Source organism: Micromonospora sp. BRA006-A (assembly GCF_033433935.1).
GTDB lineage: Bacteria > Actinomycetota > Actinomycetes > Mycobacteriales > Micromonosporaceae > Micromonospora > Micromonospora aurantiaca.
In genome coordinates, this window is record NZ_JANCLW010000001.1 from 2,198,563 (window position 1) to 2,221,811 (window position 23,249).

The 23,249-nt window shown below is 73.5% G+C and carries 17 protein-coding genes and 2 pseudogenes; 11 read left to right on the plus strand and 8 right to left on the minus strand.

The genetic code is table 11. The features are described from left to right. Positions 1-3 precede the first annotated feature (3 nt). A complete protein-coding gene (locus NMK34_RS10545) occupies positions 4-1,095 on the plus strand; it encodes an alpha/beta hydrolase (RefSeq protein WP_318333220.1) in 1,092 nt (363 codons plus the stop codon). Positions 1,096-1,169: 74 nt separating this feature from the next. Here the strand turns inward: NMK34_RS10545 and NMK34_RS10550 are convergent, their stop codons facing one another. Both NMK34_RS10550 and NMK34_RS10555 read right to left on the minus strand, forming a co-directional pair. Next, positions 1,170-1,805, minus strand: coding sequence for a helix-turn-helix domain-containing protein (locus tag NMK34_RS10550; protein ID WP_228532064.1), 636 nt, complete (start codon positions 1,803-1,805; stop codon positions 1,170-1,172). A gap of 143 nt (positions 1,806-1,948) precedes the next feature. After that, positions 1,949-2,629, minus strand: coding sequence for a hypothetical protein (locus NMK34_RS10555; protein ID WP_318333221.1), 681 nt, complete (start codon positions 2,627-2,629; stop codon positions 1,949-1,951). A gap of 471 nt (positions 2,630-3,100) precedes the next feature. Between NMK34_RS10555 and NMK34_RS10560 the strand changes: the two genes are divergently transcribed. Genes NMK34_RS10560 through NMK34_RS10575 form a run of 4 tightly spaced genes read left to right on the plus strand, consistent with a single transcriptional unit; the run spans position 3,101 to position 8,130 of the window. After that, the gene (locus NMK34_RS10560) at positions 3,101-3,439 is read left to right on the plus strand and encodes a PadR family transcriptional regulator (RefSeq protein ID WP_318333222.1); all 339 of its coding nucleotides are present in this window, start codon (positions 3,101-3,103) and stop codon (positions 3,437-3,439) included. Beyond that, complete coding sequence (locus NMK34_RS10565; RefSeq protein ID WP_318333223.1) at positions 3,436-4,257, plus strand: ATP-binding cassette domain-containing protein; 822 nt, start codon at positions 3,436-3,438, stop codon at positions 4,255-4,257. Before NMK34_RS10560 ends, NMK34_RS10565 begins: the two co-directional genes overlap by 4 nt. Next, complete coding sequence (locus tag NMK34_RS10570) at positions 4,254-4,940, plus strand: hypothetical protein (protein ID WP_318333224.1); 687 nt, start codon at positions 4,254-4,256, stop codon at positions 4,938-4,940. Before NMK34_RS10565 ends, NMK34_RS10570 begins: the two co-directional genes overlap by 4 nt. Positions 4,941-4,992: 52 nt before the next feature. After that, a complete protein-coding gene (locus tag NMK34_RS10575; RefSeq protein ID WP_318333225.1) occupies positions 4,993-8,130 on the plus strand; it encodes a BTAD domain-containing putative transcriptional regulator in 3,138 nt (1,045 codons plus the stop codon). On the opposite strand, the gene NMK34_RS10580 is transcribed toward NMK34_RS10575, so the two are convergent. Then, the gene (locus NMK34_RS10580; RefSeq protein WP_318333226.1) at positions 8,114-8,860 is read right to left on the minus strand and encodes an ABC transporter permease; all 747 of its coding nucleotides are present in this window, start codon (positions 8,858-8,860) and stop codon (positions 8,114-8,116) included. The two genes, NMK34_RS10575 and NMK34_RS10580, sit on opposite strands and share 17 nt — an antisense overlap. Further along, a complete protein-coding gene (locus NMK34_RS10585) occupies positions 8,857-9,798 on the minus strand; it encodes an ATP-binding cassette domain-containing protein (protein WP_318333227.1) in 942 nt (313 codons plus the stop codon). Before NMK34_RS10585 ends, NMK34_RS10580 begins: the two co-directional genes overlap by 4 nt. 93 nt (positions 9,799-9,891) lie before the next feature. Between NMK34_RS10585 and NMK34_RS10590 the strand changes: the two genes are divergently transcribed. The 3 genes from NMK34_RS10590 (at position 9,892) to NMK34_RS10600 (ending at position 12,610) form a co-directional block, all read left to right on the plus strand. After that, the gene (locus NMK34_RS10590) at positions 9,892-10,458 is read left to right on the plus strand and encodes a DUF4240 domain-containing protein (RefSeq protein WP_318333228.1); all 567 of its coding nucleotides are present in this window, start codon (positions 9,892-9,894) and stop codon (positions 10,456-10,458) included. A 77-nt stretch (positions 10,459-10,535) separates the two neighbouring features. Next, a complete protein-coding gene (locus tag NMK34_RS10595; RefSeq protein WP_318333229.1) occupies positions 10,536-11,624 on the plus strand; it encodes a DUF3800 domain-containing protein in 1,089 nt (362 codons plus the stop codon). After that, entirely contained in the window at positions 11,621-12,610 is a 990-nt protein-coding gene (locus NMK34_RS10600; RefSeq protein WP_318333230.1) for a BtrH N-terminal domain-containing protein, read from the plus strand. Before NMK34_RS10595 ends, NMK34_RS10600 begins: the two co-directional genes overlap by 4 nt. A 3-nt stretch (positions 12,611-12,613) precedes the next feature. Here the strand turns inward: NMK34_RS10600 and NMK34_RS10605 are convergent, their stop codons facing one another. Both NMK34_RS10605 and NMK34_RS10610 read right to left on the minus strand, forming a co-directional pair. Beyond that, a complete protein-coding gene (locus tag NMK34_RS10605) occupies positions 12,614-13,039 on the minus strand; it encodes a VOC family protein (protein WP_318336315.1) in 426 nt (141 codons plus the stop codon). Positions 13,040-13,084: 45 nt separating this feature from the next. Further along, a complete protein-coding gene (locus tag NMK34_RS10610) occupies positions 13,085-16,357 on the minus strand; it encodes a hypothetical protein (protein WP_318333231.1) in 3,273 nt (1,090 codons plus the stop codon). A gap of 244 nt (positions 16,358-16,601) precedes the next feature. Between NMK34_RS10610 and NMK34_RS10615 the strand changes: the two genes are divergently transcribed. Further along, positions 16,602-17,495, plus strand: a complete 894-nt coding sequence (locus NMK34_RS10615) for a sulfotransferase domain-containing protein (protein WP_318333232.1) — start codon at positions 16,602-16,604, stop codon at positions 17,493-17,495. Between the two features lie 46 nt (positions 17,496-17,541). Here NMK34_RS10615 and NMK34_RS10620 read toward each other — a convergent pair whose 3' ends face one another. Beyond that, on the minus strand, positions 17,542-18,006 hold the full coding sequence (locus NMK34_RS10620; RefSeq protein WP_318333233.1) for a VOC family protein: 465 nt from the start codon (positions 18,004-18,006) through the stop codon (positions 17,542-17,544). 151 nt (positions 18,007-18,157) lie between these two features. Between NMK34_RS10620 and NMK34_RS10625 the strand changes: the two are divergent. Beyond that, positions 18,158-18,541: pseudogene (locus tag NMK34_RS10625) on the plus strand (AraC family transcriptional regulator); the annotation flags it as partial. Continuing rightward, positions 18,540-18,716 (plus strand): annotated as a pseudogene (locus NMK34_RS10630) (sulfotransferase); the annotation flags it as partial. The pseudogenes NMK34_RS10625 and NMK34_RS10630, both read left to right, overlap by 2 nt. 99 nt (positions 18,717-18,815) lie before the next feature. Here the strand turns inward: NMK34_RS10630 and NMK34_RS10635 are convergent. Continuing rightward, on the minus strand, positions 18,816-23,222 hold the full coding sequence (locus NMK34_RS10635; protein WP_318333234.1) for an FG-GAP-like repeat-containing protein: 4,407 nt from the start codon (positions 23,220-23,222) through the stop codon (positions 18,816-18,818). Positions 23,223-23,249 lie beyond the last annotated feature (27 nt).

Here is a 23,249-nt window from a genome sequence, read left to right on the forward strand (position 1 = left end):
CAGGTGCGGCTCACCGTGGTGGTCGGCCCCGGCCTGGTGGCCGACCCGGCCCTGCTGGCGTCGCTGACCGCCACCACCTGCGCCGAACTGGACGTCGCCGGTCAGGTGGTCACCGCCGGCTCGGCCGACGAGCTGCGGTCGCTGCTCGCCGCGACGGCCCAGCCGGTGGTGGCGCTGCCCGGCCCCACACCAGCGGCCCGTGCCCTCATCGGCGCGCAGCCGGCCGGCGTCGTCTGGTACGACCTCACAGTCGAGCCGCCGGTGCCCGGCGCGGTCCACCTGGCCGGGCGGGGACTGTGGGGCCTGGCCTGGGCGATCCGGCACGCCGTGCACCGCCTCCGCGCGCCGGCCACCCGGATCGCCTACGGCCCGGACCCGGACCAGTGGGGCGACCTGCGGCTGCCGTCCAGCCCGGCCGCCGGGCCGGCGCCGGTCGCGGTGCTGCTGCACGGCGGGTTCTGGCGGTCCATCTGGGGCGCGGACCTGATGGACGCGCTCGCCGCCGACCTGGCCCGGCGCGGGTACGCGTCCTGGAACCTGGAGTACCGGCGCCCGGACCGGCACGGCTGGGACGCGACCACGCAGGACGTGGAGGCGGGCCTGCGCGCACTGCGGGAACCGGCCCGCGACCGGCTGGTCGACCTGGACCGGATCGTCGTGCTGGGACACTCGGCCGGCGGGCAGCTCGCGTTGCGTGCCGCGGCGGACCTGGCCGCGCGTCCGAGCGGGCCGCGTGTCGCGCTCGCGGTGTCGCTGGCCGGGGTGCTCGACCTCACCGAGGGCGAGCGGCGCTACCTCGGCGACGGCGCGGTCGCCGCCGCGCTGGGCGGATCACCGGTGACGGCACCGCGCCGGTACGCCGAGAGCGACCCGATGCTCCGCCTGCCGACGGGGGTGCCCACACTGCTCGTGCAGGGGACCCAGGACAGCCTCGACCTCGTCGACGCCAACCGGCGCTACGCCGCCGCCGCGGCAGCCGCCGGGGACGAGATCCGCCACCTCGAACAGGCGGGGGACCACTTCGCCGTCATCGATCCGGCCTCGGTCATCTGGCGGGACACGATGACCGCCGTGGACGCGCGCCTCGGCCGCTGACGCCGGACGTGGAATCGCCCTCCGAGTTCACCTACGTGAACACGGAGGGCGATTCGTGGTGCCCGGTGCGCGGGTCAGAACAGGCGGGGCGTGACCACCGAGACGACAGTCGTCACCGCGTCGGTGTCGTTGAAGAGCTGATGCGGCACCGACGAGCGCAGGTGCACGCTGTCGCCCGGGAACAGCCGGTGCTCGACGCCCTCGACCTCGTAGAGCAACTCGCCGGAGATGACGTAGGCGAACTCCTCGCCCCGGTGGCCGTACGCGTTCTCCCGGCGCCCGCCCGGCGCGATGTGCACCAGCATCGGTTCGAGCACCAGGTCCGGCCCCCGGTCGGAGAGCATGCGGTAGGTCTGCTGCCCGGACACGTACTGCGTCGCCGCAGTCTCCGCCCTGGTCAGCGTGAAGTGCCGGGGGAGCGAGGAGACGGTGCTGTCCGGCGAGGGCGTGCCCGCGTCGAAGAAGTCGGCAACCGACCGGTCGAGCGCCTTGGCGACACTGCCGAGCGCGGTCAGGCCGATGGAGGAGATGCCGCGCTCGACCTGGGACAGGAAGCCGATGGACAGCCCGGAGCGGGAGGCGAGGCCGCGCAGGGTCAGCCCGCGTTCCTTGCGGTAGCGCCGGATCCGGCCGCCGACGACACCCGCGGGCGTGTTCTCGTCCGCGGCGCCACCGGAGCCGGCCTGCTCCGACGGCGGCTGACTGTTCATGGGCCGCACGAGGACCTCCTGTCGAGGTGGCGGGACGTCCGCCGGGATGTTCGATGCTATCGAACATCCCGGCCGATGCGCGAGGGGCCGTGCGGCCGGTTTCCCCGCGTCGTCCCGGGTGGACCCCGACCGGTGTCGACCGCCTACCGCTTCACCAGGTTGCGCAGCGCCGAGAGCAGTGAACGGTGGCTGACCTCGGCGTAGATCTTCTTGTCCGGTCCGTACAGGACCACGTACGGGCACTGCTGGTCGTCCCCGCCCATGGTCCTGTCCAGCAGCCTGCGGCCGGTCGCCACCTCGTACACCCGCAGGCGGTAGGTGGCCTTCAGCAGCGTCAGCGTGTCCGGCTTCGGGTCGTCGTAGCGGCACTTGCGGATCGTCGCGCCGGTGCTGGTGCGATCCAGGCAGGCGACCATCTGCACGACCTTCGGATCCTCCGACGCCCAGGTCCGTTCCACCCGCTTCGACAGGCCCTCGTCGTAGTAGTAGACCCGGTCGTGGCGGCGCGTGCCCATGTCGGTGCCGACGAGCAGCGCCACCGGGTGCGGCGCCGCCCCGGTGCGCTTCGGTGACTGCGGGAAGTAGAGAACCCCGTCGCACACGTCGTTCAGGTCGGAGATCTGCGCCGCGGGGAAGTCGCTGGGCTGCGGCCCGCGTGTGGAGGGCTCCACGCTCGCCGTCGCGCCCGGCGCGGGCGTCGTGCCGGACGACCGCCAGGGCGCCGCCGGCGGCGCGACCGGCTCCGGCTCGGCCGCCCGGCGCTCGGAGGACCGCAGCAGGAACGCGCCGCCGATCAGGCCCGAGCACGCCACCAGCAGCAACACGCTCAGCCCCGCGACGGCGATGACCAGACCGCGGTTGCGGCCGGACGACGGCGGGCCGGGCGAGGGGTACGGCTCGAACGGCGCAGCCGGCCCGAACGGCGCAACCGCGGTGGGCTGCCCGTAAGCCGGACCCGCCGCGGACGGCCCGTGATCCGCACCCGGCGTGGACGGCCCGTGGTCCGGACCCGCGGTGGGCGGTGTGTAAGCCGGACCCGGCGGTGGCGGGCCGGGAGCGGCCGGCGACTCGCCGGACGGCGGCATCCAGGCGGTCTCGGCCCGCTGTTCCGCGTCCCCCGTCGATTCCTGGCCCGATCCGGCCCCCGTGTCGGACATGCGCATTCCCCCGTCGAACCCGTGCGGAGCGCGCAACCTATCAGGATCGGCGTGCTTGAGGATGCCCGTACTAGATGGTTGCGCTACCTAGATGGCGGCGCTACCGTTGTCCGACGTAGACGTCGCGTCAGGAGCGGGATGAACCAGGAACGGCGGGCACAGTGGCTGCGCGGAGTGCTCGACCTCTGCGTGCTCGCGCTGCTGAGCCGGGGCGAGTCCTACGGCTACGAGCTGTCCCAGGCGCTGCGCGCCCACGGGCTGGGCGCGGTGCAGGGCGGCACCCTCTACCCGGTGCTGCTGCGGTTGCAGCGCTCCGGCCTGCTCACCGCGCACTGGCGGGAGGGCGGGACCGGCCCCGCGCGCAAGTACTACCGGATCAGCCCGGAGGGCAGCGCCGCGTTGCGAGCGGCCGCGAACGACTGGAGCGCCTTCGCGTCGAGCGTCGGCACGATATTTGGCGAGGAGCCGAAGCGGTGAACCACGACCTCTGGCTCGCCGCCCTCACCGGCGAGCTGCGCCGGCACGGGGTGGGGCCCGACCTGACCGGTCACGTCGTCGCCGAGGCGGCCACCCACCTGCTCGACAGCGGGGAACCGCCGCTGCGGGTCTTCGGCGCGCCGCAGGCGTACGCCCGGGCGGTGGTCGACAGCCTCGGCGGCCCCGACGTGCGTCCGCCGCGCCAGCGGCCCGGACCGGTGCGGCTCGCCGCGCGGGGCATCACCAAGCGCTACCGGGGGCGGGCCGTCCTGGACCGGGTCGATCTCACCGTCCGGGCCGGCGAGATCGCGGCGGTGGTCGGCGCCAACGGGGCCGGCAAGAGCACGTTCCTGCGGATCTGCGCCGGCCTGCTGAGCCCGGACGCGGGCACCGTCGACGTGCACGGCACGCTCGGCTACTGCCCGCAGGACGGCGGCACCGCCGAGTTCCTCAGCCCTGACGAGCACTTCGTGCTGATCGGCGCCGGCCGCGGGCTGGGCCGGACAGCCGCGCGGCGGGCCGGGCGGGCGGAGGCGGAGGGTCTGGAGTGGACGCCGCCGCGACGCACCCAGGCCCGGCACCTCTCCGGCGGCACCCGGCAGAAGCTCAACCTGGTGCTGGCCCGCCTCGGCGAGCCGGACGTGCTGCTGCTCGACGAGCCCTACCAGGGCTTCGACCGTGGCACCTACCTCGACTTCTGGCACGAGGTGTGGCGCTGGCGCGACGCCGGCAAGGCCGTCGTGGTGGTCACCCACCTGCTCAACCAGCTCGACCGGGTCGACGTCGTGCTGGACCTCTCCGGGGAGCGTGACGCGTGAGCCGGACCCTGGTGGTGGCCGAGGCCGCCCTGCGCGAGCTGCTGCGCCGCCGTACCGTGCTGGTCATCCTGCTGCTGATGCCGCTGGCGTTCTACCTGAGCCGCCGCGGGGATCACCTCGGGCAGTCGATCCGCTTCGTCTGCATCGGCCTGGGCTGGGCGCTGAGCACCGCCGCGCTGTTCGCGGGCAGCGCGGCGCGCGGCATCGAACCCCGGCTGCGTCTCTCCGGCTACGGCAGCCGGCACCTGGTGCTCGGCCGGCTGCTCGCGCTCTGGACCGTCGGCGTGCTGCTCTCCACCCCGTACTTCCTGCTCGTCCTGGCCGACCAGCGCGACGTCCGGTACGGCGTGATCGCGCTGATCATGACGCTCACCGTGTTCGTGTCGGCGCCGTTCGGCCTGCTGCTCAGCGCCGTGCTGCCGCGCGAGCTGGAGGGCACGCTGGTGCTGCTGACGGTGGTCGGTCTCCAGATGGTCATGGACCCGGCGGGCAGCGTCACCCGGGCGTTGCCGTTCTGGTTCAGCCGCGAGCTCGCCACGTACGCCGTCGACCACACCGACGGCGGCTACCTCACCCGCGGCCTGACCCACGGGCTGGCCTTCGCGGTGGCGCTCACGGTGCTGGTCGTGGTGGCCGCCGCCGTGCGGCTGCGTCAGCGCCGGCACCTGCGCCCGGCCACCTGACCGGCGGGGGCGGCGACCCGGGCCGGGTCGCCGGTCGTGGCAGGATCGGCGGGTGCAGATCGGGTTGCTCGGGCCGTTCCAGGTCACCACGCACGGCGGCGTCCCGGCCGACGTGCCGGGCGCGCGGCTGCGCGCGCTGCTGGCCGCCCTCGCGCTTCAGCCCGGCCGGGTGGTCCCGAAGGGGGCGCTCGTCGACTGGATCTGGGGCGAGCACCCGCCCGCCGACGCGGCCAACGCGCTGCAACGCCTGGTGTCCCGGCTGCGCAAGGCCCTGCCGGGGGGCGCGGTCGACGGGCTGCCCGACGGCTACCGGCTCGTCGTCGAGCCCGACGCCGTCGACGCCGTACGGTTCGAACGTCTCGTCCGCCGGGCCCGCGACGGCGACGGGCCGCAGCGGGTCCGGCTGCTGCGCGAGGCGCTGGGCCTGTGGCGCGGCGACGCGCTGCGCGACGTCGGCCTGCCCGACAGCCCGGCGCTCGACGCGGCGGCCACCCGGCTGGAACGACTGCGCCTGACCGCGACGGAGGACCGGTACGACGCGGAGATCGGGCTCGGCCGGGAGGCCGATCTGATCCCGGAGCTGACCGACCTGGCGGCCGCCCATCCGGTGCGCGAACGGCTCGCCGTGTCGCTGATGCGCGCGCTCGTCGCGGCCGGCCGGGACACCGAGGCGCTACTGGTCTACCAGCGCACCGCCGACGCGCTCGCCGACGCCCTGGGCGCCGACCCGTCCCCGGAGCTGTCGGCGCTGCACGTCGCCCTGCTGCGCGGCGAGACGGTACGCCGGGAGGACACCCGCCGGACCAACCTGCGTGCCGAGCTGACCAGCTTCGTCGGGCGGGACGCCGACCTCGCCGTGGTGGGCGCGCTGGTGACCGAGCACCGGCTCACCACGCTCACCGGTCCGGGCGGCTCCGGGAAGACCAGGCTGGCCACCGAGACCGGGCGCCGGCTGACCGGCGACCTGCCGGACGGCGTGTGGCTGGTGGAGTTCGCCGCCGTCAGCGCCGACGGGGACGTGGCGCAGGCGGCGATCTCCGGGCTCGGCCTGCGGGACGCGCTGCTCGGCGACGCGGGCAGCGCGGAACCGGTCGACCGGCTGGTCGCGGCGATCCGGGACCGGGAGATGCTGCTGATCCTGGACAACTGCGAACACGTCGTCGAGGCGGCGGCGACGCTGGCGCACCGGCTGCTCGGGGAGTGCCGGCGGCTGCGCATCCTGGCCACCAGCCGGGAACCACTCGGCATCACCGGGGAGACGCTGTTGCCGGTCGCGCCGCTCGGCCTGCCCGGCGGCGACGCCACTGCCGCCGAGGTCGAGTCGTCGCCCGCCGTGCGCCTGCTGCGGGACCGGGCCGCGGCGGTACGCCGGGATCTCGCGTTCGACGCCCGTACCGCGACGACGATGGCGCGGATCTGCCGCGCGCTCGACGGCATGCCGCTGGCGATCGAGCTGGCCGCGGCGCGGCTGCGCGCCATGTCCGTCGACCAGCTCGCCACCCGGCTCGACGACCGGTTCCGGCTGCTCACCGGCGGCAGCCGGACCGCATTGCCCCGGCACCGGACGCTGCGTGCGATGGTCGACTGGAGCTGGGAACTGCTCAGCGACGCCGAACGCGCGGTGCTGCGCCGGCTGTCGGTGTTCTCCGGCGGGGCGAGCCTGGTCGCGGCCGAGCGGGTGTGCGCCGGCGGCGCCGTCGAGGCGGGCGACGTGCTCGACCTGCTCACCGCGCTGACCGAGAAGTCGCTGCTGGTCGCCGCCGGCGACGTGGCGCCGCGCTACCGCATGCTCGGCACGATCAAGGAGTACGCCGCGCAGCGGCTCGCCGAGGCGGGGGAGGAGGACACCACGCGCCGCGCGCACCTGGCGTACTTCACCGCGCTGGCCGAGACCGCCGAACCGCGGCTGCGCCGCGCCGACCAGCTCACCTGGCTCGCCCGGCTGGACGCGGAGCACGACAACGTCACCGCCGCGATGCGCGGCGCGCTCGCCGCGGGTGAGGGGCCCGAGGCGATGCGGCTCGCCGCCGGCGCCGGCTGGTACTGGTGGCTCGGCGGCCACCGCACCGAGGGCATGGAACTGATCATCGCGGCCACCGAGGCGCCGGGCGACGTGCCGGACGACATCCGCGCCGTGGTGTACGGACTCGTGGTGCTGTTCCTCAGTTCCGGACCGGGCGACGCGCAGCACGCGGCCGAGTGGATCCACAAGGCGTACCGGTTGAGCGGGGAGGGCCGCGGCGGCCACCCGGAGCTGGCCCTCGTCGTGCCGATGGAGCGGATGCTGCGGGAACCGGACGCGTTGCTGCCCGCCTGGGAGTCGCTGCTCGACCACGAGGATCCGTGGGTACGCGCGCTGGCCCGGTTGCACCTGGGCAAGCTGCGGGTCATCCTCGGCATCGAGGCGGCGCAGGCGGAGGCGTGCCTGCGGCAGGCGCTCGCCGAGTTCCGGGCGGTCGGCGAACGCTTCGGGATCTCGTTCGCGCTCAGCGAGCTGGCCGAGCTGATCGCCGTACGCGGTGACGTCGCCGCCGCCTGCGACTACTACGAGCAGGCGGTCACGGCGGTCACCGAGGTCGGCGCCGTCGAGGACGTGATCCGGATGCGGGCGCGGCTGGCCTGGCTGTACCGGCTGGGCGGCGACGCGGCGGCGAGCGCCGACGCGCTGGCCGAGGCGCACCGGCTCGCCGCCGGGGTCGCCTGGCCGGGCGCGCTGGCCGAACTGGCGCTGGTCCGCGCGTACCTGGCCCGTCACGACGGTGACGCGGACGAGGCGTACGCGCAGCTGCGGTCGGTGTCGGCGCTGCTCGGCGACGAGGCGGAACTGGCGAGTGTCCGGGCGGGCACCCAGGATCTGCTGGGCTACCTGACCGGCGACGTCGAGCTGTCGCGTACCCATCGGGCGGCGGCGTGCCGCGCGGCGCGCGAGGGTGGCTACGCGCCGCTGACCGCGCAGGTGCTCGTCGGCGTCGCGGACCTGGCGTTGCGGCTGGACCGGCCGGACCAGGCGGCGCGGCTGCTCGGCGCCGCCACCGCGGTACGCGGGCAGCCCGACCGCACCCACCCCGACGTGCCCCGGATCGAGGCGGCGGCGCGCGACCGCCTCGGCGACGCGGGGTTCGCCGAGGCGGTCGCACAGGGCCGGGAGACCGGCTGGGAGCGGCTGGTCGAGGTCACGCTCGCTTCGTGAACGTGGACCGCGCCCACAGGTAGCCGACCACCGCGATGCCGGCGCACCAGGCGAGCGCGGGGATCACGTCGCCGGCCGACGGCGCGCCCTCGAGCAGGCCGCGCAGCGTCTCGATGATCGGCGTGAACGGCTGGTACTCGGCGATCTGCCGCAGACCCGGCCCCATCTTGTCGGCGGGCACGATCGCGCTGCTGAAGAACGGCAGCAGGACCAGCGGCACGGAGGCCATGCCCGCCGACTCCGGCGACTTGGCGAACAGGCCCAGCGCGACGGTGAACCAGCTGACCGCGACGCTGAGCAGCACCACCACGCCGGCCACGCCGAGCCAGTGCAGCGGTCCGGCGGCCGGGCGGAAGCCGAGCAGGAACGCCACCCCGACCAGGGCCGCGACCGCGAGGACGTTCGTCAGCACGGTGGCGACGACGTGGCCGGTCAGCACCGCGCCCCGCGAGACGTGCATGACCTTGAACCGGTTGATGATGCCCTTTGTCATGTCGGAGTTCACCGACGTCGCGGTGCCACCGAGGCCGTAGCAGACCGCCAGCAGCATCAGGCCCGGCGTCGCGTAGTCGACGTAGTCGACGCCGACGGAGAACGCGTCGCCGAGCATGTACACGAACATCAGCATCACGATGATCGGCATCAGCACCGCGTTGAACACCGAGGTCGGGTTGCGGCGCAGGTGCGTCAGGTTGCGGCGCAGCATGACGACCGAGTGGTTCCTGCTCATTTGGCGGCCACCTCCGTGGTACGGCCCGTCAGGGCCAGGAAGACGTCGTCGAGGTCGGGGGTCTGGACGGACAGGTCGTCGGCGCTGATCGTGTGTGCGTCGAGCCGGTCGAGCAGGGCGCGCAGCGCCGTGGTCCCGCCGTCGGTGGGCACGCGCAGCGCCAGCGCCTCCTCGTCGCGTACCGCCTCGGGCAGCACCAGGGCCGCCGCGTCGAGTTCGGCGCCGGTGCCGAACCGCAACCGCACGTGCGTGCCGGGGATCCGGCGCTTCAGCTCCTCCGGCGTGCCCTGGGCGACCAGCCGGCCCTGGTCGAGCACCGCGATCCGGTCGGCGAGGCGGTCGGCCTCGTCGAGGTACTGGGTGGTGAGGAAGACCGTCACGCCGCCGGCCACCAGCTCCCTGATGATCGACCACATGGTGCGGCGGCTGCGCGGGTCCAGCCCGGTCGTCGGCTCGTCCAGGAAGATGATCCGCGGCTCGCCGACCAGCGTCATCGCCAGGTCCAGCTTGCGGCGCATGCCCCCGGAGTACGTCGACACCAGCTTGTCGGCGGCCTCGACCAGGTCGAACCGTTCCAGCAGCTCGGCGACGACCCGCTTGCCGGTCACGCGGTTGCGCGGACCGAGGTCGACCATCAGTTGCAGGTTCTCCCGCCCGGTGAGCAGTTCGTCCACCGCCGCGAACTGCCCGGTCACGCCGATCGCCGCGCGGACCGCCTGGGCCTCGGTGGCCACGTCGTGCCCGGCGACCCGCACCGACCCGGCGTCGGCACGGATCAGCGTGGTCAGGATGTTCACAGTCGTCGTCTTGCCGGCCCCGTTCGGGCCGAGCAGGGAGAAGATCGTCCCGGCCGGGACGTCCAGGTCGATGCCGTCGAGCACGACCCGGTCCTTGTACGCCTTGCGCAGCCCGGAGGCCGCTATCGCTGAACTCGTCATGCGACCACCATGGGCGGCCGTACCGCCACCGCCCTGACACGGCGCTGACACGGGCGCTGACAGCTTGTCGGTGGGCCGGCGTACGGTCCCGCCGTGGATCGGGAGACGTTCTGGGACATCGTGGAGCGGGCGCGTCGCGCCGCGGGAGGCGAGACGGTCACCGCCGAGGGGGCCGAGGCGGTGGCCCGGCACCTGGTCGCGGAGCTGTCCGCGCTGAGTCCGGCGGCGATCGTGGGCTTCGAGCAGGCGTACGACGACGTGAATCTGGAGGGGTGGCGCTGGGACCTGTGGGCGGCCGCCTACCTGATGCGCGGTGGCTGCTCGGACGACGGATTCGACTACTTCCGCGGCTGGCTGGTAGCGCAGGGGCGGACGGTCTGGGAGCGAGCCGTCGCCGATCCCGACTCACTCGCCGACGCCGGTGTCGACCCGGAGGACGACGCGGTCGAGTGCGAGGCGGTGCTGAGCGCGGCGGGCGACGCGTACGCCGTGGCGACCGGCGCCGGCGCCGACGCGTTCTGGGAGGCGCTCGACGCCGCCGACCGCGCTGCTCCCGCCCAGCCGGCCGACCCGGCCGGTGAGGACTTCGACTTCGACGACGACGAGCAGATGCGCGCCCGTCTGCCGCGCCTGACCGCGATCTACCGGCCGGTGGAATGAGGCGTCACGGCCCGCCGTCGCCCCGATCCGGGTTGACCGCTGGTCCGCCGCGGGCCGGGTGGGCGAGCATGGTCGGCATGGCGGGGTCGACGGGTGCGAGGCTGCCGCTCCAGGGCGGGCTGCCACCCGGCGAGGCGCTGACCGGCGCGGTGCGGGAGATCGCCTGCGACGAGTCCGGCTTCTCCGGCACCAACCTGCTCGACCCGGCCACCCCGGTGATCGTCCACGCCAGCACAGACCTGAGCCGCGACGAGGCGGCCGGGCTGATCCGTACGCTGCGGTCCGGGTTCCGGTTCTCGCCCGACGAGGTCAAGTCGCGGCAGTTCCTGCGCCGCCGCGAGGCCGCCGAGGCGGTGAAGTGGTTCCTGTCGGCGCTGCGCGGCCGGGCGCACGTGCACCTGGTCGACAAGGAGTTCTTCCTCGCCACCCGGGTCGTCGATCTGCTGCTGGCCGAGCCGTCGTACGCGGCGGGCACCCGGCTGTCCGGTGACCGGCGTCCGGCCGCCGCGGCGCTGCACCGGGCCGGGCGGGCGGCCGGGGGCGGCTGGGCGGCCTTCCTCGCCGCCGTGGTCGAGATGCTGCGCACCAAGCGGCGGGACCGGGCGGACGACCGGAGCGTCGAGCGGTTCTTCGCCGCGCGGGACGCGCTGCGGCGCGACGTCGGCGACGCGCAGGCCGGGGCGGTCCTCGACGCGCTCGAACCGGCCCGGGTGGCAGCCTTGCAGGCCCGGTTGTACGCGGGCGACCGGACGATCCCGCCACCGCTGGAGCCGCTGCTTCCGGCGCTGGCCGAGACCGTGCTGCACTGGAGCGCCGGCCGGCGGCGGGTGCTGGTGATCCACGACGAGCAGAGCGCGCTCACCGAGGACCGGCTGCGCCGCCTCCAGGCGGCACTGGCCGCGGGCGACCCGGCCGGCCCGTCACCGCTGGCCGGGCTGGTGATGACCGACTCCCGCGACGACCCGCGGGTCCAGGCCGCCGACCTGCTCGCCGGGGTGGCCCGCCGGATGTCCGGCACCCCCGGCGACGGGCCGCTGCGCCCGCTGCTGTCCCCACCCGCCGGGCCCGGCCCGAGCGCCGCCGCCGCGCGGCCCGACCCGAACACCGCCGCGCCGCAGCGCGGCCCGAACGTCGCCGCCGAGCCGGCGGAACAGGAGGCGACGTGATCCTCGACGACGTGACGCCTCGCCCCGGACTGCACTGCGAGACCACCACGCTCGGCGTGCTGACCCGGCACGCGGGCCTGGACCTCTCCGAGCCGATGCTGTTCGGCCTCGGCGAGGGGCTCGGCTTCGTCTACTGGGACGCCAAGGGCATGGATGTGCCGTTCCTCGGCGGGCGCACCAAGCCGCTGTGCGTGACCCGGGCCGCCGCCGGCCGCCTCGGGCTGGACCTGCGCGTCCGGGAGACGACGTCGGCGGCCAGGGCGTGGCGGAACGTCACCGAGGCGCTTGACGCCGGGCAGCCGGTCGGCCTGCAACTCGACTCGTACCACCTGGACTACTTCACCACCAGGGTCCACTTCGGCGGGCACACCGTCGCGATGTACGGCTACGACGACACGCACGCCCATCTGGTCGACACCGCCCAGCAGGGCGGGGCGGTGACCACCACGCTGGACAGCCTGGCCCGGGCCCGCGCCGCGCGTGGGCCGATGACCGCGCGACACCTGTCGTACACGCTCACCGCTCCCGGCGGCCCGCCGGACCTGGACGCCGCCGTCCGCGCGGCGGTACGCGCCAACGCCGGGGCGTTCCTCGACCCGCCGATCGCCAACCTCGGCCACCGGGGGATCGCCACCGCCGCCGCCCGGGTGACCCGCTGGCTGGACCGCGCCGCCGACCCGTCCCGCGACCTGCCGCTCGCCGCGACGCTGATGGAACGCGGCGGCACCGGCGGCGCACTGTTCCGCACCATGTACCGGGACTTCCTCGCCGAGGCCGCCACCGTCACCGGCGACGAGCGGGTGCGCCGGGCACAACTCATGTACGCCGGCATCGCGCCGCTGTGGACCGCCGTCGCCGACCACATCGCCACCGCCGGGCGGACCGGCGACGCCGCCCACCTGACCCGCGCGTCGGCGGTCCTGGCCGACCTGGCCGTCCGCGAGCGCGAGGCGATGACAGTGCTGGCCGCGGTCGACGCGCGGTAGGCGTCAGCTCAGCTGCTCGGCCAGCGCCACGATGACGCCCGCCGGGCCGCGCAGGTAGCAGAGCCGGTAGACGTCCCCGTAGTCCGCCACCTCACCGATCAGCTCGCCGCCGTGGGCCCGCAGCCGGGCCACCGTGTCGTCGACGTCGTCCACGGCGAACATGACCGACCGCAGGCCCAGCGTGTTCGGCGGCGCGTCCGCCGGTTCGGCGGCGACGAGTGCCGGCGCCCGGAACCGCGTCAGTTCGAGCTTGCCGTGGCCGTCCGGCGTCCGCATCATCGCGATGTCGACCCGCACGCCGTCGATGCCGTTGACCCGGTCCACCCACTGCCCCTCGACCGGCATCTCGCCCTCCACCTCCATCCCGAGGTCGGTGAAGAAGGCGATCGCGGCCGGCAGGTCGTCGACCACGACGCTGACGTGGTCCATCCGCTGAAGCGTCACGCCCCGAGCATAGGGCGACGTCCGGCCCGGTCAGCTCATGTCGAGCGTGTACGCGGCCTCCCGTACGTCGGCGTCCGGGTGACGGCGCAACCCGGTCAGCAGGTCCCGCCACGGCGTCTTCCAGCCGAACTCCGACCCGTGCGCGACGAGCGCCACCGCGAACAGCCCACCGGCCAGGTCGCCGCGCCCGGCGAGGTGGGCTACCGTGCCGGCGAGGGCCGCCGGATCGGGCCGCCGCCGCATGGTGAGCAGACGATCGCCGACGCGTTGCGCGGTGCGTACCGCCACCACGGGCCGGCCGGCGCAGAGCGCGGCGACCTCGTCCAGGTCGTCGAGGCGGCCGAGGTCGACGAGCAGCCCGGTGGCCGTACCCAGGAAGGAGTCCTGCCCGGCGAGCCACCGCGCCGCCTCGACCAACCCGGCCCGGTCGGTGCCGGCGGGGCGGCTGTCGGACCACAGGGCCGCGCCCTCCGCGAGCGACTCGACGCGCCGCCGGGCCGGCCGGTCGGTCACCGGGCCACCCGGGTCGCCGTCGGCGGCGTCCCGCTCCACCAGCCGGGTCAGCGCGGCCCGGAACGCCGCGTCGCCACCGGCCCGCAGCAGGTTCGCCACCCCGATGCCCGGCGTCGTCTCGTCCGGGTCGGTGAGCCGGTCCACGACCAGGTCGGTGACGCCGGTCAGCCACGGCGACCACTCGCCGAGCGCGTCGAACGCGGCGCGGCGGACCTCCCGGTCGTCGGCCCGGCACGCCGTCGCGACCAGGTCGGCGTAGGCGCGGCGGTGGCGTTCCGAGATCCCCGACGGGTACGCGCCGAGCACCGCCCGCCGCTCCTCCCGGCCGGCGTGCACCGCCGCGCGCAGCACGGCCCAGGTCGCCTCGGTGCCCAGCCGCTGCCGGGCGGCGGAGACGATCGCCGCGCGCACGTCGCGGTGCGTGCCCGGACCGGCGTACGCCTCAGCGAGCGTCGCCGTCGCGTCCACGTGCGCGTAGCGGGCCAGCAGCCGGGCGGCCTCCTTGCGGCTGGTGACCTTCGCGGCGCCGGTCAGCACCCCGGCCAGCAGCTCGGCCAGGTGGGCCGGCGGGACGTGGCGGGCGGCCCGTCCGGCGGCGTACAGCGCGACGCGCGCCCGGTCGCCGTCGGCGTACCGCAGCAGCAGCGGGAACGCCTCGTCCGGCCGGTCGGTCCAGACCAGCGCGCCGAGCGCCGCCTCGGCGACCGGCACCTCGGACGCGTCGACGTGGCGCAGCAGCAGCTCGCGTCCGGCCGGACCGGCGCCGGCGGCGGCCCGGATCGCCGCCGCCCGCTGCCACACCCGGTGCCCGGAGTCGGCGACGACGCGGGCCTGCAGCGCCACGTAGCGTTCCTGCTGGCGGGGGAGCCACCGCTGCGCCCGCGGGGCCGGGCCGGGCACCCACCGCTTCCCGTTCTCCACGAACCGGCCGCGCGGCGGGCGGTCCAGCACCCGGTCCAGCAGGTCGGTGCGGGAGGTGCAGACGATCGTCCACACGTCGTCCAGCGCCACCGCCGACGCGTCGACGTCGAGCACCTCGGCGACGCGCCGCGATCGGGTACGCGGGTCGTCGAGCCAGAGGCCGACCGCGGTACGGGCCACTGTGGGCAGGGGGTCCGGCCCGATCGCCCGGCGCAGCAGGTCCTGCAGCTCCGGCAGCCGCCAGGCCCGCCGGCCGAGCGCGTGGGTGAGCGCGAACAGCAGCCCGTACCGGCCGCGCGCCATGCCCGCCTCGATCCGGCCGCGCAGCCGGTCGAACACCACCCGCTCCTGGCCGTGCCGCAGCACCGTGTCGAGCCGGCGCAGCACCGGCACGTTCGCGTCGCTGCTCACCGCGTCGATCGTGCGCAGTGCCCACTCGGCCAGCTCCGGCACGTCCACGTGGAGCGTGAGGACGTCGACGGCGAGCCGGCTCAACGCGGTGGTGGTGGTCGCCGAGGTGTCCCGTGCGTCGACCGCGTCGGTGGTGAGCCCGGTCAGCCCGCCCGCGCTCATGGCGGTGAGCAGCGGCGCCACAGTGGCCAGCGCGGTGAGCGCGGCGGCGCGTACCGGGTCCTGCTCGTTGCGCAGCCGGCCGAGGCGGACCACCACCTGGGCCACCGTGCGCGGATCGCGGGAACGCCGCGCGGCCGCCACCAGCAGCCGCCAGCCGTCAGCGCGTTCCTCCGCGTCGCCCGAGCGCAGCGCAGCGCTCGCCGACGCGGACGCCTGCGGCCACGGCAGGTACGCGCTCCAGAACCGCACCTGCTCCTCCCGCTCGCGCACGGCCGGGAGGGTCAGCACACGGGCCGCCTCGCGTGCCCGTACCGCCGCCGGCAGCATCTCCATCACCGCGGTGCCGGGTAGCAGCGCCGTGGTGTCGGTGTCGGCCAGCGCCGCGTCGTACAGCTCGGCGCGGCGGCTCGGCGCCACGGCGCGCAGCAACGCGGCGAGTGCCCGGTCGTGGTCCCGCAGCCGGGCGGCGAGCGGGATCAGCTCACCGGTGGGCAGCGTGGCGACGCGGAGCAGCAGCGCCCGGGGTGGCACGATCCGGGCCAGCCAGGTCGTGCGGCCGGGCGACGTGAGCAGGCGTACGACCCGGCGCGCGTCGTGTGCGGCGAGCCGCCCGTACGCGACGAGCGGGCCGGGCAGCGACTCCTCGGGCGCGTACGCGTCGAGCAGGTCCAGTGCCCGCGCCGGATCACCGCCCAGCACCGCGCCGGCGGCCTCCGCCCAGATCCGCCCGCGCGTCTCGGGCGGGGCCGCGGCGAGCCGTTCACCGGTGCGCGCCAGCACGATGTCGCTGTGCGTCCGCATCAGCCGTTCCGGGTTCAGCGCGTGTTCCAGGTCGGGCAGCCACGCCCGTACCGTCTCGGGGCCGCAGGCCGGCAGCAACGCGGCTGCCTCGTGGTCGCCGAACCGCTCGCGAACCCCGATGATCAGTGCGTCGGCGACTGCCGGCGCCGGGTTGCGGCGCAGCGCCCGGTAGACCCGCCGCCGCGCGTTCGCCGGCCGGTCGGTCAGGTCGGCGGGCGTCACGCCGGCCCGCACGGCGGCGGTCAGCGCGGTGGCGGCGATCGCGGGCTCCGGATCGTACGTCGCGGCCAGGACCGCCGCGGTGTCCCGGGTGGCCAGCGCGGCGAGCAGCGCGAGACGCCGTTCGTAGCTGTCGTGCCGGCGCAGGTCGGCGCAGACCTGCGCACGGTCGGGCGCGGTGCGTGCCCACGCCACGAGGCGCCGCGTCCGGTCAGGGTGGGACAGCGGGTCGAGGGCGGTCAGCAGATCGCGGGTGGGGGTGAGCACGGCGCTCATTGTGCCGGGGTGCGGGCGGGCGCTGCTGCCCCGTCGCGCTTATTCCGCAATTCCTAGAGAAATTGTAGACTTTCAGCGTTCTCTCAGCCGACCGGGATTGACATTAATCGGACCGTCGGGGATATTCCTAGCGGCGCGTCGGGGCGCGGGGCGGAGCAGGCGAAGTCTGCGGACTTCACCTGCGTGACGTGCGGAAAGGTGTTCGTGCTGCCCCTGCTCCGCGGGGTCCGGATGAGGTTGGGAAATGATTAATCGGGCCGTCGAATTCGCCAAGCACAATTCGCCGAATTCTCTGCGCGTCAAGGCCCGGCGGGCGCAGATGGAAGCGCGCAACGCCCGCATGCGACTCACCGTTCCGGTAGTGGCACGTAGCGAGTTCGACAACATCTTCCACTGCACCGTCCGCAAGACCGGCAGCCAGTGGATCAAGGCGCTGTTCAGCGACCCGGCCGTCTACCGCCACTGCGGGATGCTGCCCTACGACCCGCGCTTCTACGCCGGCGGGGCGACCGCGCCGGTGCCGGCCGGCCGCATCGGCCTGGCGATCTTCCTCTCCCACAAGCGGTTCGAGGCGGTGCCCAAGGCCGGCAGTTACCGCGCGTTCTTCGTGATCCGCGACCCGCGCGACGTCGTCGTCTCCAGCTACTTCTCGCTGCGCAACTCGCACGCCCCGATGGGCGACATCCCGCAGGCACGCAAGGCCCTCCAGGAACTGCCGAAGAAGGAGGGCATGCTCTACGTCATCGACCGCCTGCGCGACAAGAAGCAGTTCGGGCAGATGCGCTCCTGGGCCGTCGCGCCGAGCGACGAGACGTTCCGGCTGTTCCGCTACGAGGACCTGACCGGCGAGCGGCAGGCCGACGAGGTCGACCAGCTCCTGCGGCACTGCGGGATCACGCTGCCGCCGGCCGAGCTGGAGGCGCTGCTGGCGCGCTACAGCTTCACCAAGATGAAGAAGTCCAAGGAAACGCCGGGGCGGATCTCCCACTACCGCAAGGGCGCGTCCGGCGACTGGCGCAACCACTTCGACGACGACATCTACGCGGCGTACACGAAGGCGGCCGGTGACCTCGCCGAGATCCTCGGCTACCCCGCCCGCGACGACGAGCGGAACGGGCAGGAGTCCGCAGCCCGGTAGAGCGGTGACGGCGGTACGGTGTTCGTACTGCCCGGAAGGGTGCGCCTCACGAGCCCGCCTGCCCGAACCACAGATCGTGGACAGACTGCAAGCCGTCGTGCGTCGAGTCGGTCACCCGGAAGAACTTCCAGGCATAGCCGAACGGATCCTCGAACTCGACGTACCTCTCTCCCCACGGTGCGTTCGCCGGGCCGGCAGTGATGACGCAGCCGGCAGCTTCACACCGCAGTGCCGCTTCGTCGATGTCGTCAACCTCGAGCCCGATGACAACGCCGAGCCCGCGCGGGCCGGTCTTCGTCTGACGTTCCCGGGCGCTGTCCGGGAACGGGATGCCGACCAGCGCGTCGACCAGCAACTGCAACGGACCCCGCCGGAGGATTGCCATGGCGAGACCACCATCAGCGCCAGGCACCGTGCCCACCGGGACAAAACCGAAACTCTGATACAACGTCGAGGCCGCCGTCACGTCATCGACCCGCAGCGCGACCCGTACCGGTGGCTCGTCGGTCATCCCGCGACGCTAGCGATTCGGCACACTGCGCGCAACGCTCACCCAACCGGTCCATTCCACCTTCGTATCTCGACGGCCCTTTCCGGAATGCGAAGGACCGTGCGAGGCGGTGAGCGAATGATCCCCACCTGGACCGCCGTATGCTCCTGCCGTGGAGCTGCGGTTCACCACGAGGGCGTCCGACTCGGCCTGGATCGACACCGTGTGGACCTGCACCAGCGAGCGGGTCGAGGAGATGACCTCGGTGGCGACGCCGTGCTGGGGGCTGGTGTTCTGGCAGCGCGACGGTCGCTCCCACGCGGCCGTCTCCGGCCCCGAGACCGCTACCGGCACCGCGCCGGTGCCCGAGGGCGCGACGTTCGTCGGTATCGAGTTCGCGGTGGGCACCTCGCTGCGGCTCGTGCCCACGCCTGCGCTTGTCGACGGCGGCGCCGAGCTGCCCGACGTGAGCCGCCGGACGTTCCGGCTCGACGGCGGCCGGTGGGCCACACCCGGCCCGGACGACGCCGAGGCCCTGGTGGACCGGCTGGTCCGCAAAGATGAAGAAGTCGAAGGAGACCGCCGGACGGATCTCCCACTACCGCAAGGGCGCGTCCGGCGACTGGCGCAACCACTTCGACGACGACATCTACGCCGCCTACCGGGCCGCGGCCGGTGACCTCGCCGAGATCCTCGGCTACCCCGCCCGGGACGAGACCCCCGCCCGCTAGAGCGGCCGACAGGACCGGCGCTGGTCGTGCCGCTTCACAAAGGGTGATCCGGTGCCCGGCGGTCCTCACCGCCGGGCACCGGATCCTGTTCCGTTCGGCTCAGCCGATCGCCTTGACCACTGTGGTGGTCCAGCCGCTGGCCACCTGGTAGCGGTTGTTGAGGCTCACGTCAGGACGGCCCGTGTAGACCCACGCGTTCCCACTCGAGTCGACACCGAGGACATCCGGGAGGCCGTCGGAGTTGATGTCGGCGACAGCGACCCGGTACGGGCCCCAGTCATTACCGATCTGCTTCCTGGCACCGAACATCACCCGTCCGGCCTGTCCGGTGTTCGGGTACCAGAACATGTCCCCCGCCGGATCGATAGCGATGAGGTCGTCGAGTCCGTCCCGGTTGAAGTCGGCCGGATAGATGCGGTAGTTCGACCACCCGGAGCGACCCACCAGGACCTTGCAGCAGCCGTTCGGGTAGTAGAACAGTTCGCCGGTCGAGTTCTTGATCCCGAAGTGATCCGGCTTCGCGGCGCGGTTCGCGTTACCTGTCGCGTGGGTGTAATCACCCCACATCGAACCGACCAGCGCACGTCTGCCCGAGCTGGGCGCACCGCTGGCGTTCGGGTACGCCCACAGGTCGCCGACCGTGTCGACCATCATGACGTCGGCGAGCCCGTCCTGGGTCCAGTCGTAGATGTCCCAACGCAGGCTTCCCCAGCCGACACCGATCTTCACCGGCGTGCCGAAGGTGGACATGCCGGTGCCGCCGGTGTGCGGCCGGAGGTAGAGGTTGCCGGCCGAGTCGGCGGTGACGATGTCCGGCTTGCCGTCGCCGGTCAGGTCGTGCTGGGCCGGGCTCGGGCTGAGCACCACCGACTTCCACGTCTGAACCGTCGACAACTGACCGTTGAAGTAGCTACCGAAGGATGCGCTCCCGGTGCGTGTGCCGCCGAAGCGCATGCTCCGGTCCGCGTGCCAGGTGGTGGAGTGCGCCGCCGAACCGACACCGCGCCCGTTGACGTAGAGGTACATGCTGCTGAGGTTTCCGCCGGCCGGTTTGAACGTGATCGTCAACTCCGTCCAGGCGCCCAGCCGTACGGTGTTGGCGCCACTGCTGACCGTGTCCCAGACCGGGCTCGCGACATCGCTGCGCGACATGGCGAACCGCCAGGAGTTGTCGCTCGCCTCGGCCCACAACCGGAAGCTCGCGGTGTTGACGCCGTCCTGGGAGACGACGGTGCCGCCGCTGGCGTCGGGCTTCGCCCAGACCGACAGCGAGAACTCGGCGTTGGTGGTCACTGCTGACGACGCCGTGGTCAGTGTGCTGTCGACGCCGTCGAGGTCGATGCTCGGATCGAACAGGTCGCCGGAGTGCCAGGCCGCCGCCCCGCTACCCGTCGCCGCCAGGCTTCCGACTGCGTCCTGCGCCGGAACGGCGCTCGCCGGCCCTTCCGTCGCTTCTCCGAAGTGCCAGGCGTGGTCAGCGGTGAGGATCTTGCGATCCGTCTCGGCGGTGATGGTCCCCGCGGCACCGGTCAGGCCGGTGACCCGCCAGATCTTGCTCAGGCCGCCGTCACCGATCGCCCAGAGGTCCGGGTGTCCGTCGTTGTTCACGTCGGCGGCCCGCAGGCGCACGGCCGCGCCGGTGTTCCAGCCCGACGCGGCGATCACGTACGGGGTGTAGGTCATCTGGCCGTTGTCGATGTCGATGCCGATGTCGGTCCAGAGATGGAGTGCGCCGGTACTGCGCTTCCAGAGGAACATCGCCGTTCTCGTGCCGGTGCTGGTGGTCACCTGCGCCGTGGCGATGGTCCAGTTGTTCCAGTCGACACCGCCGTCCGGTGTGGTGGCTGAGGTGCGGGTGACCTGCTGGAACATCCCGGCGCCGGTCGACGGGTAGTAGGTGAGGGAGTAGCCGACGGAGTCGTTTCCGCTGGTCCCGATGAGATCGTTGTGCCACGATCCGGTGCCCCGGGCGTCACCGGCGTTGGCCACCTGCAACGGCGACTCTCCAGCCTCGTCGGTGAGGGCCTCGCGCTGGATCGTGTACTGGGTGTCGTCCGCGGACGGCTGGATGACCGACCCGTCGCCGTTCGTGCGAAGCACAGTGCCGCCGCCGGCGAACGGCCCGGAGGTGTAGTAGACGAGCACGTCCTGCAGCGCGTAACCGGAGAACCGACCGGTGACGGCTTGTGCGCCGTCGTAGTCCCTGGCGGATCCGGGCTTCGTCAGGCCGTTGCCCTTGGCCCCGATGTTCGTCGCGGGTGCGGGCGGCCCGTCCGATCCGCCCTCGGTGAGCCAGAGCCCGGCCGGCAACCCGTTCACGCCGCCGGTGGCGACCAGGTCGGGCACGTCGTCACCGGTCATGTCACCGTCGGCAGCCAGGGCCGCCGGATCCGCGTTGAAGGTCACGCTCTCGGAGTCGCCGATGTTGCCGCCGGGGGACAGGCTGGTGACGGTGAGCGTGTTGGTGTAGCGGGTGGGGAGGATCGTCACCGTGGTGCCGTCGGCGCCGGCGTTCGCCACCTGGACCGGCGCGCCGGCGTTGAGCTGGTAGAGGTAGCCACTCGGCGTGGTGCCCCCGGCCGCCGTGATGGTGAAGCTGGCCGGCTGGCCGATGACCGCCTCCGTCGGCTTCGTCACCTCGGGGTGACCAGGGCGGGTCGGGTCGAAGTTGAACGTGCAGGTGTCCGACCAGTCGCCCGCCGTACGGAAGTCGGTGGCCTGGACCCTCCAGGTGAAGGCCGTGACCGCGCCGGTGCCCGGGCCGGTGTAGCCGGCGTACTGGCGCAGGGTGGCCTGTGAGACCACGAGTACCGACGTGGCACCCGAGGCGGAGGTCAGCTTGTTCGGGTCGGACGTCGCGACCACCGCCCCGTCGCTCTTGCGGGTGACCCGGAAGGACACTCCGAGGACACCGCCGTTGCGGTCGGACACCGGCGCGTAGAGGGAGACGGAGGCGTCGCCGACAGTCGACCCGCCTGCGCAGGTGGTCTTCGGCGAGGTGGTCAGGCCGGTGGGCTTGTTCGGCTTGTGGTTGTACTGGATCTCGAGCGTCGGGCTCGTCTCCAGAAACTCCTTCCAGCTCTGCGGGTCGCTCGCCTCACTCGCCGCCTTCAACCACAGGGTGCGGGTCTTGTGGTTGTCGCTGATGTCCCGCTGGATCTGGGCCTTGACGTCGAAGGACACGCCGTTCGCTGCGCACCCGCTGTATCCGTAGGCGAAGCTCTTGGACGCGGCCAGCGGCCCGGCGCTCTGGCCCTCCCAGAAGTTCCAGGTGGCGTTGCTGCTGCTCAAGACCGTGTTGGGTGCGTAGACGTTCACCTGCTTGGGGTCGCAACTCCACGACCGCGTATTCGTGATCTTGAAGTACGCCGAGTTGATCTCGGCGTTGGTCAGGGTGCTCACCGGGATCGAGAAGTTGATCAGCGTGTTCGAGCGCTGTACGCCCGAGTTGCCGACCTGCATCCGGTCGGCCGGATCAGGCGTGGTCATCCAGTAGTTCGTGGACTGGTGCTGGTAGGAGATGCTGGCCCAGCCGCCCCGGGACGATCCGGCGGGCGTCCAGGTGAACGTCGGGTCGATGTACACCGGGTACGTCGTCTTCGGGCCGGTCAGGAGGGCCTGATCCGGAGTGAGATGAAGCTGCCGGCCCTGCATGCGTACCTTGATCGGCGCCGTCCGTGCGGCCCGGCCGGGCGCGGCGGCGGTCGAGTTCGGGGCGCTGCGGGCGGCCGGGCCGGTGGCCCCGGACGCGCTCGAGTCCCACATGATCGGCGCGGGCGCGGACAGTACCGTGGCGCCGGCCCGGTCCCGGCCGGCGATGTTGCCGGTGCCGTCGACGTCGAGGGTGAATCCGTTCGCCTTGGTTCCGAGGGTCAGAGTTCGGAGTGCCGGGTTGGCGGCGGCTTTCGGTGTGTGCACCACGAAGACGTGGGAGAAGCCGCCGTTGCGGTCGACCCTGACCACCAGGTCGACGTCGGGCAGCACCTGCCGGTAGGTGGCGGTCGGGCCGGACAGCGTCGGCGCGGGGAGCGGCACGGGTGCGTCCACGGTGAGGGTGCGGTCACCGGATGTCAGTTCGGCCAGCGGCGCCGAACCGCCGGGGGAGATGCTCACCTCGCTGGTCGTCAGCCTGGGGGCGATGGAGCCGTCCGGGTGCCGGACCAGTGTCGCGTCCAGGTCCTTCCACATGCCGCCGACCATCTTCCGCATGGGCGTGGCGTGCTGGGTCAGACGAACCTGGCCGTTGGGCAGGGCCGTGACGACAGAGGTGGACGTGCCGGTCGCGGTCGCCTCTACGGACTTCCCGGTCCGGCGTGCCCGGGCCAACGCCTTCTCGACGCCCAGCGGGGCGTCGACGGCGCCGGCCGGCACCGGCGCGCCGGCGTAGCCGTCCGGTGACGCGGAGACGATCGCGCCGGGCCAGACGGCGCCGGTGCTGACGAGAAGGATGGCCGCAGTCGCGAACGAGGCGGCCCTCGTTCGGCGTGGAGGCCGGATTGCGGGCATGACGAAATCTCCCCCGTGTCGAGGGAC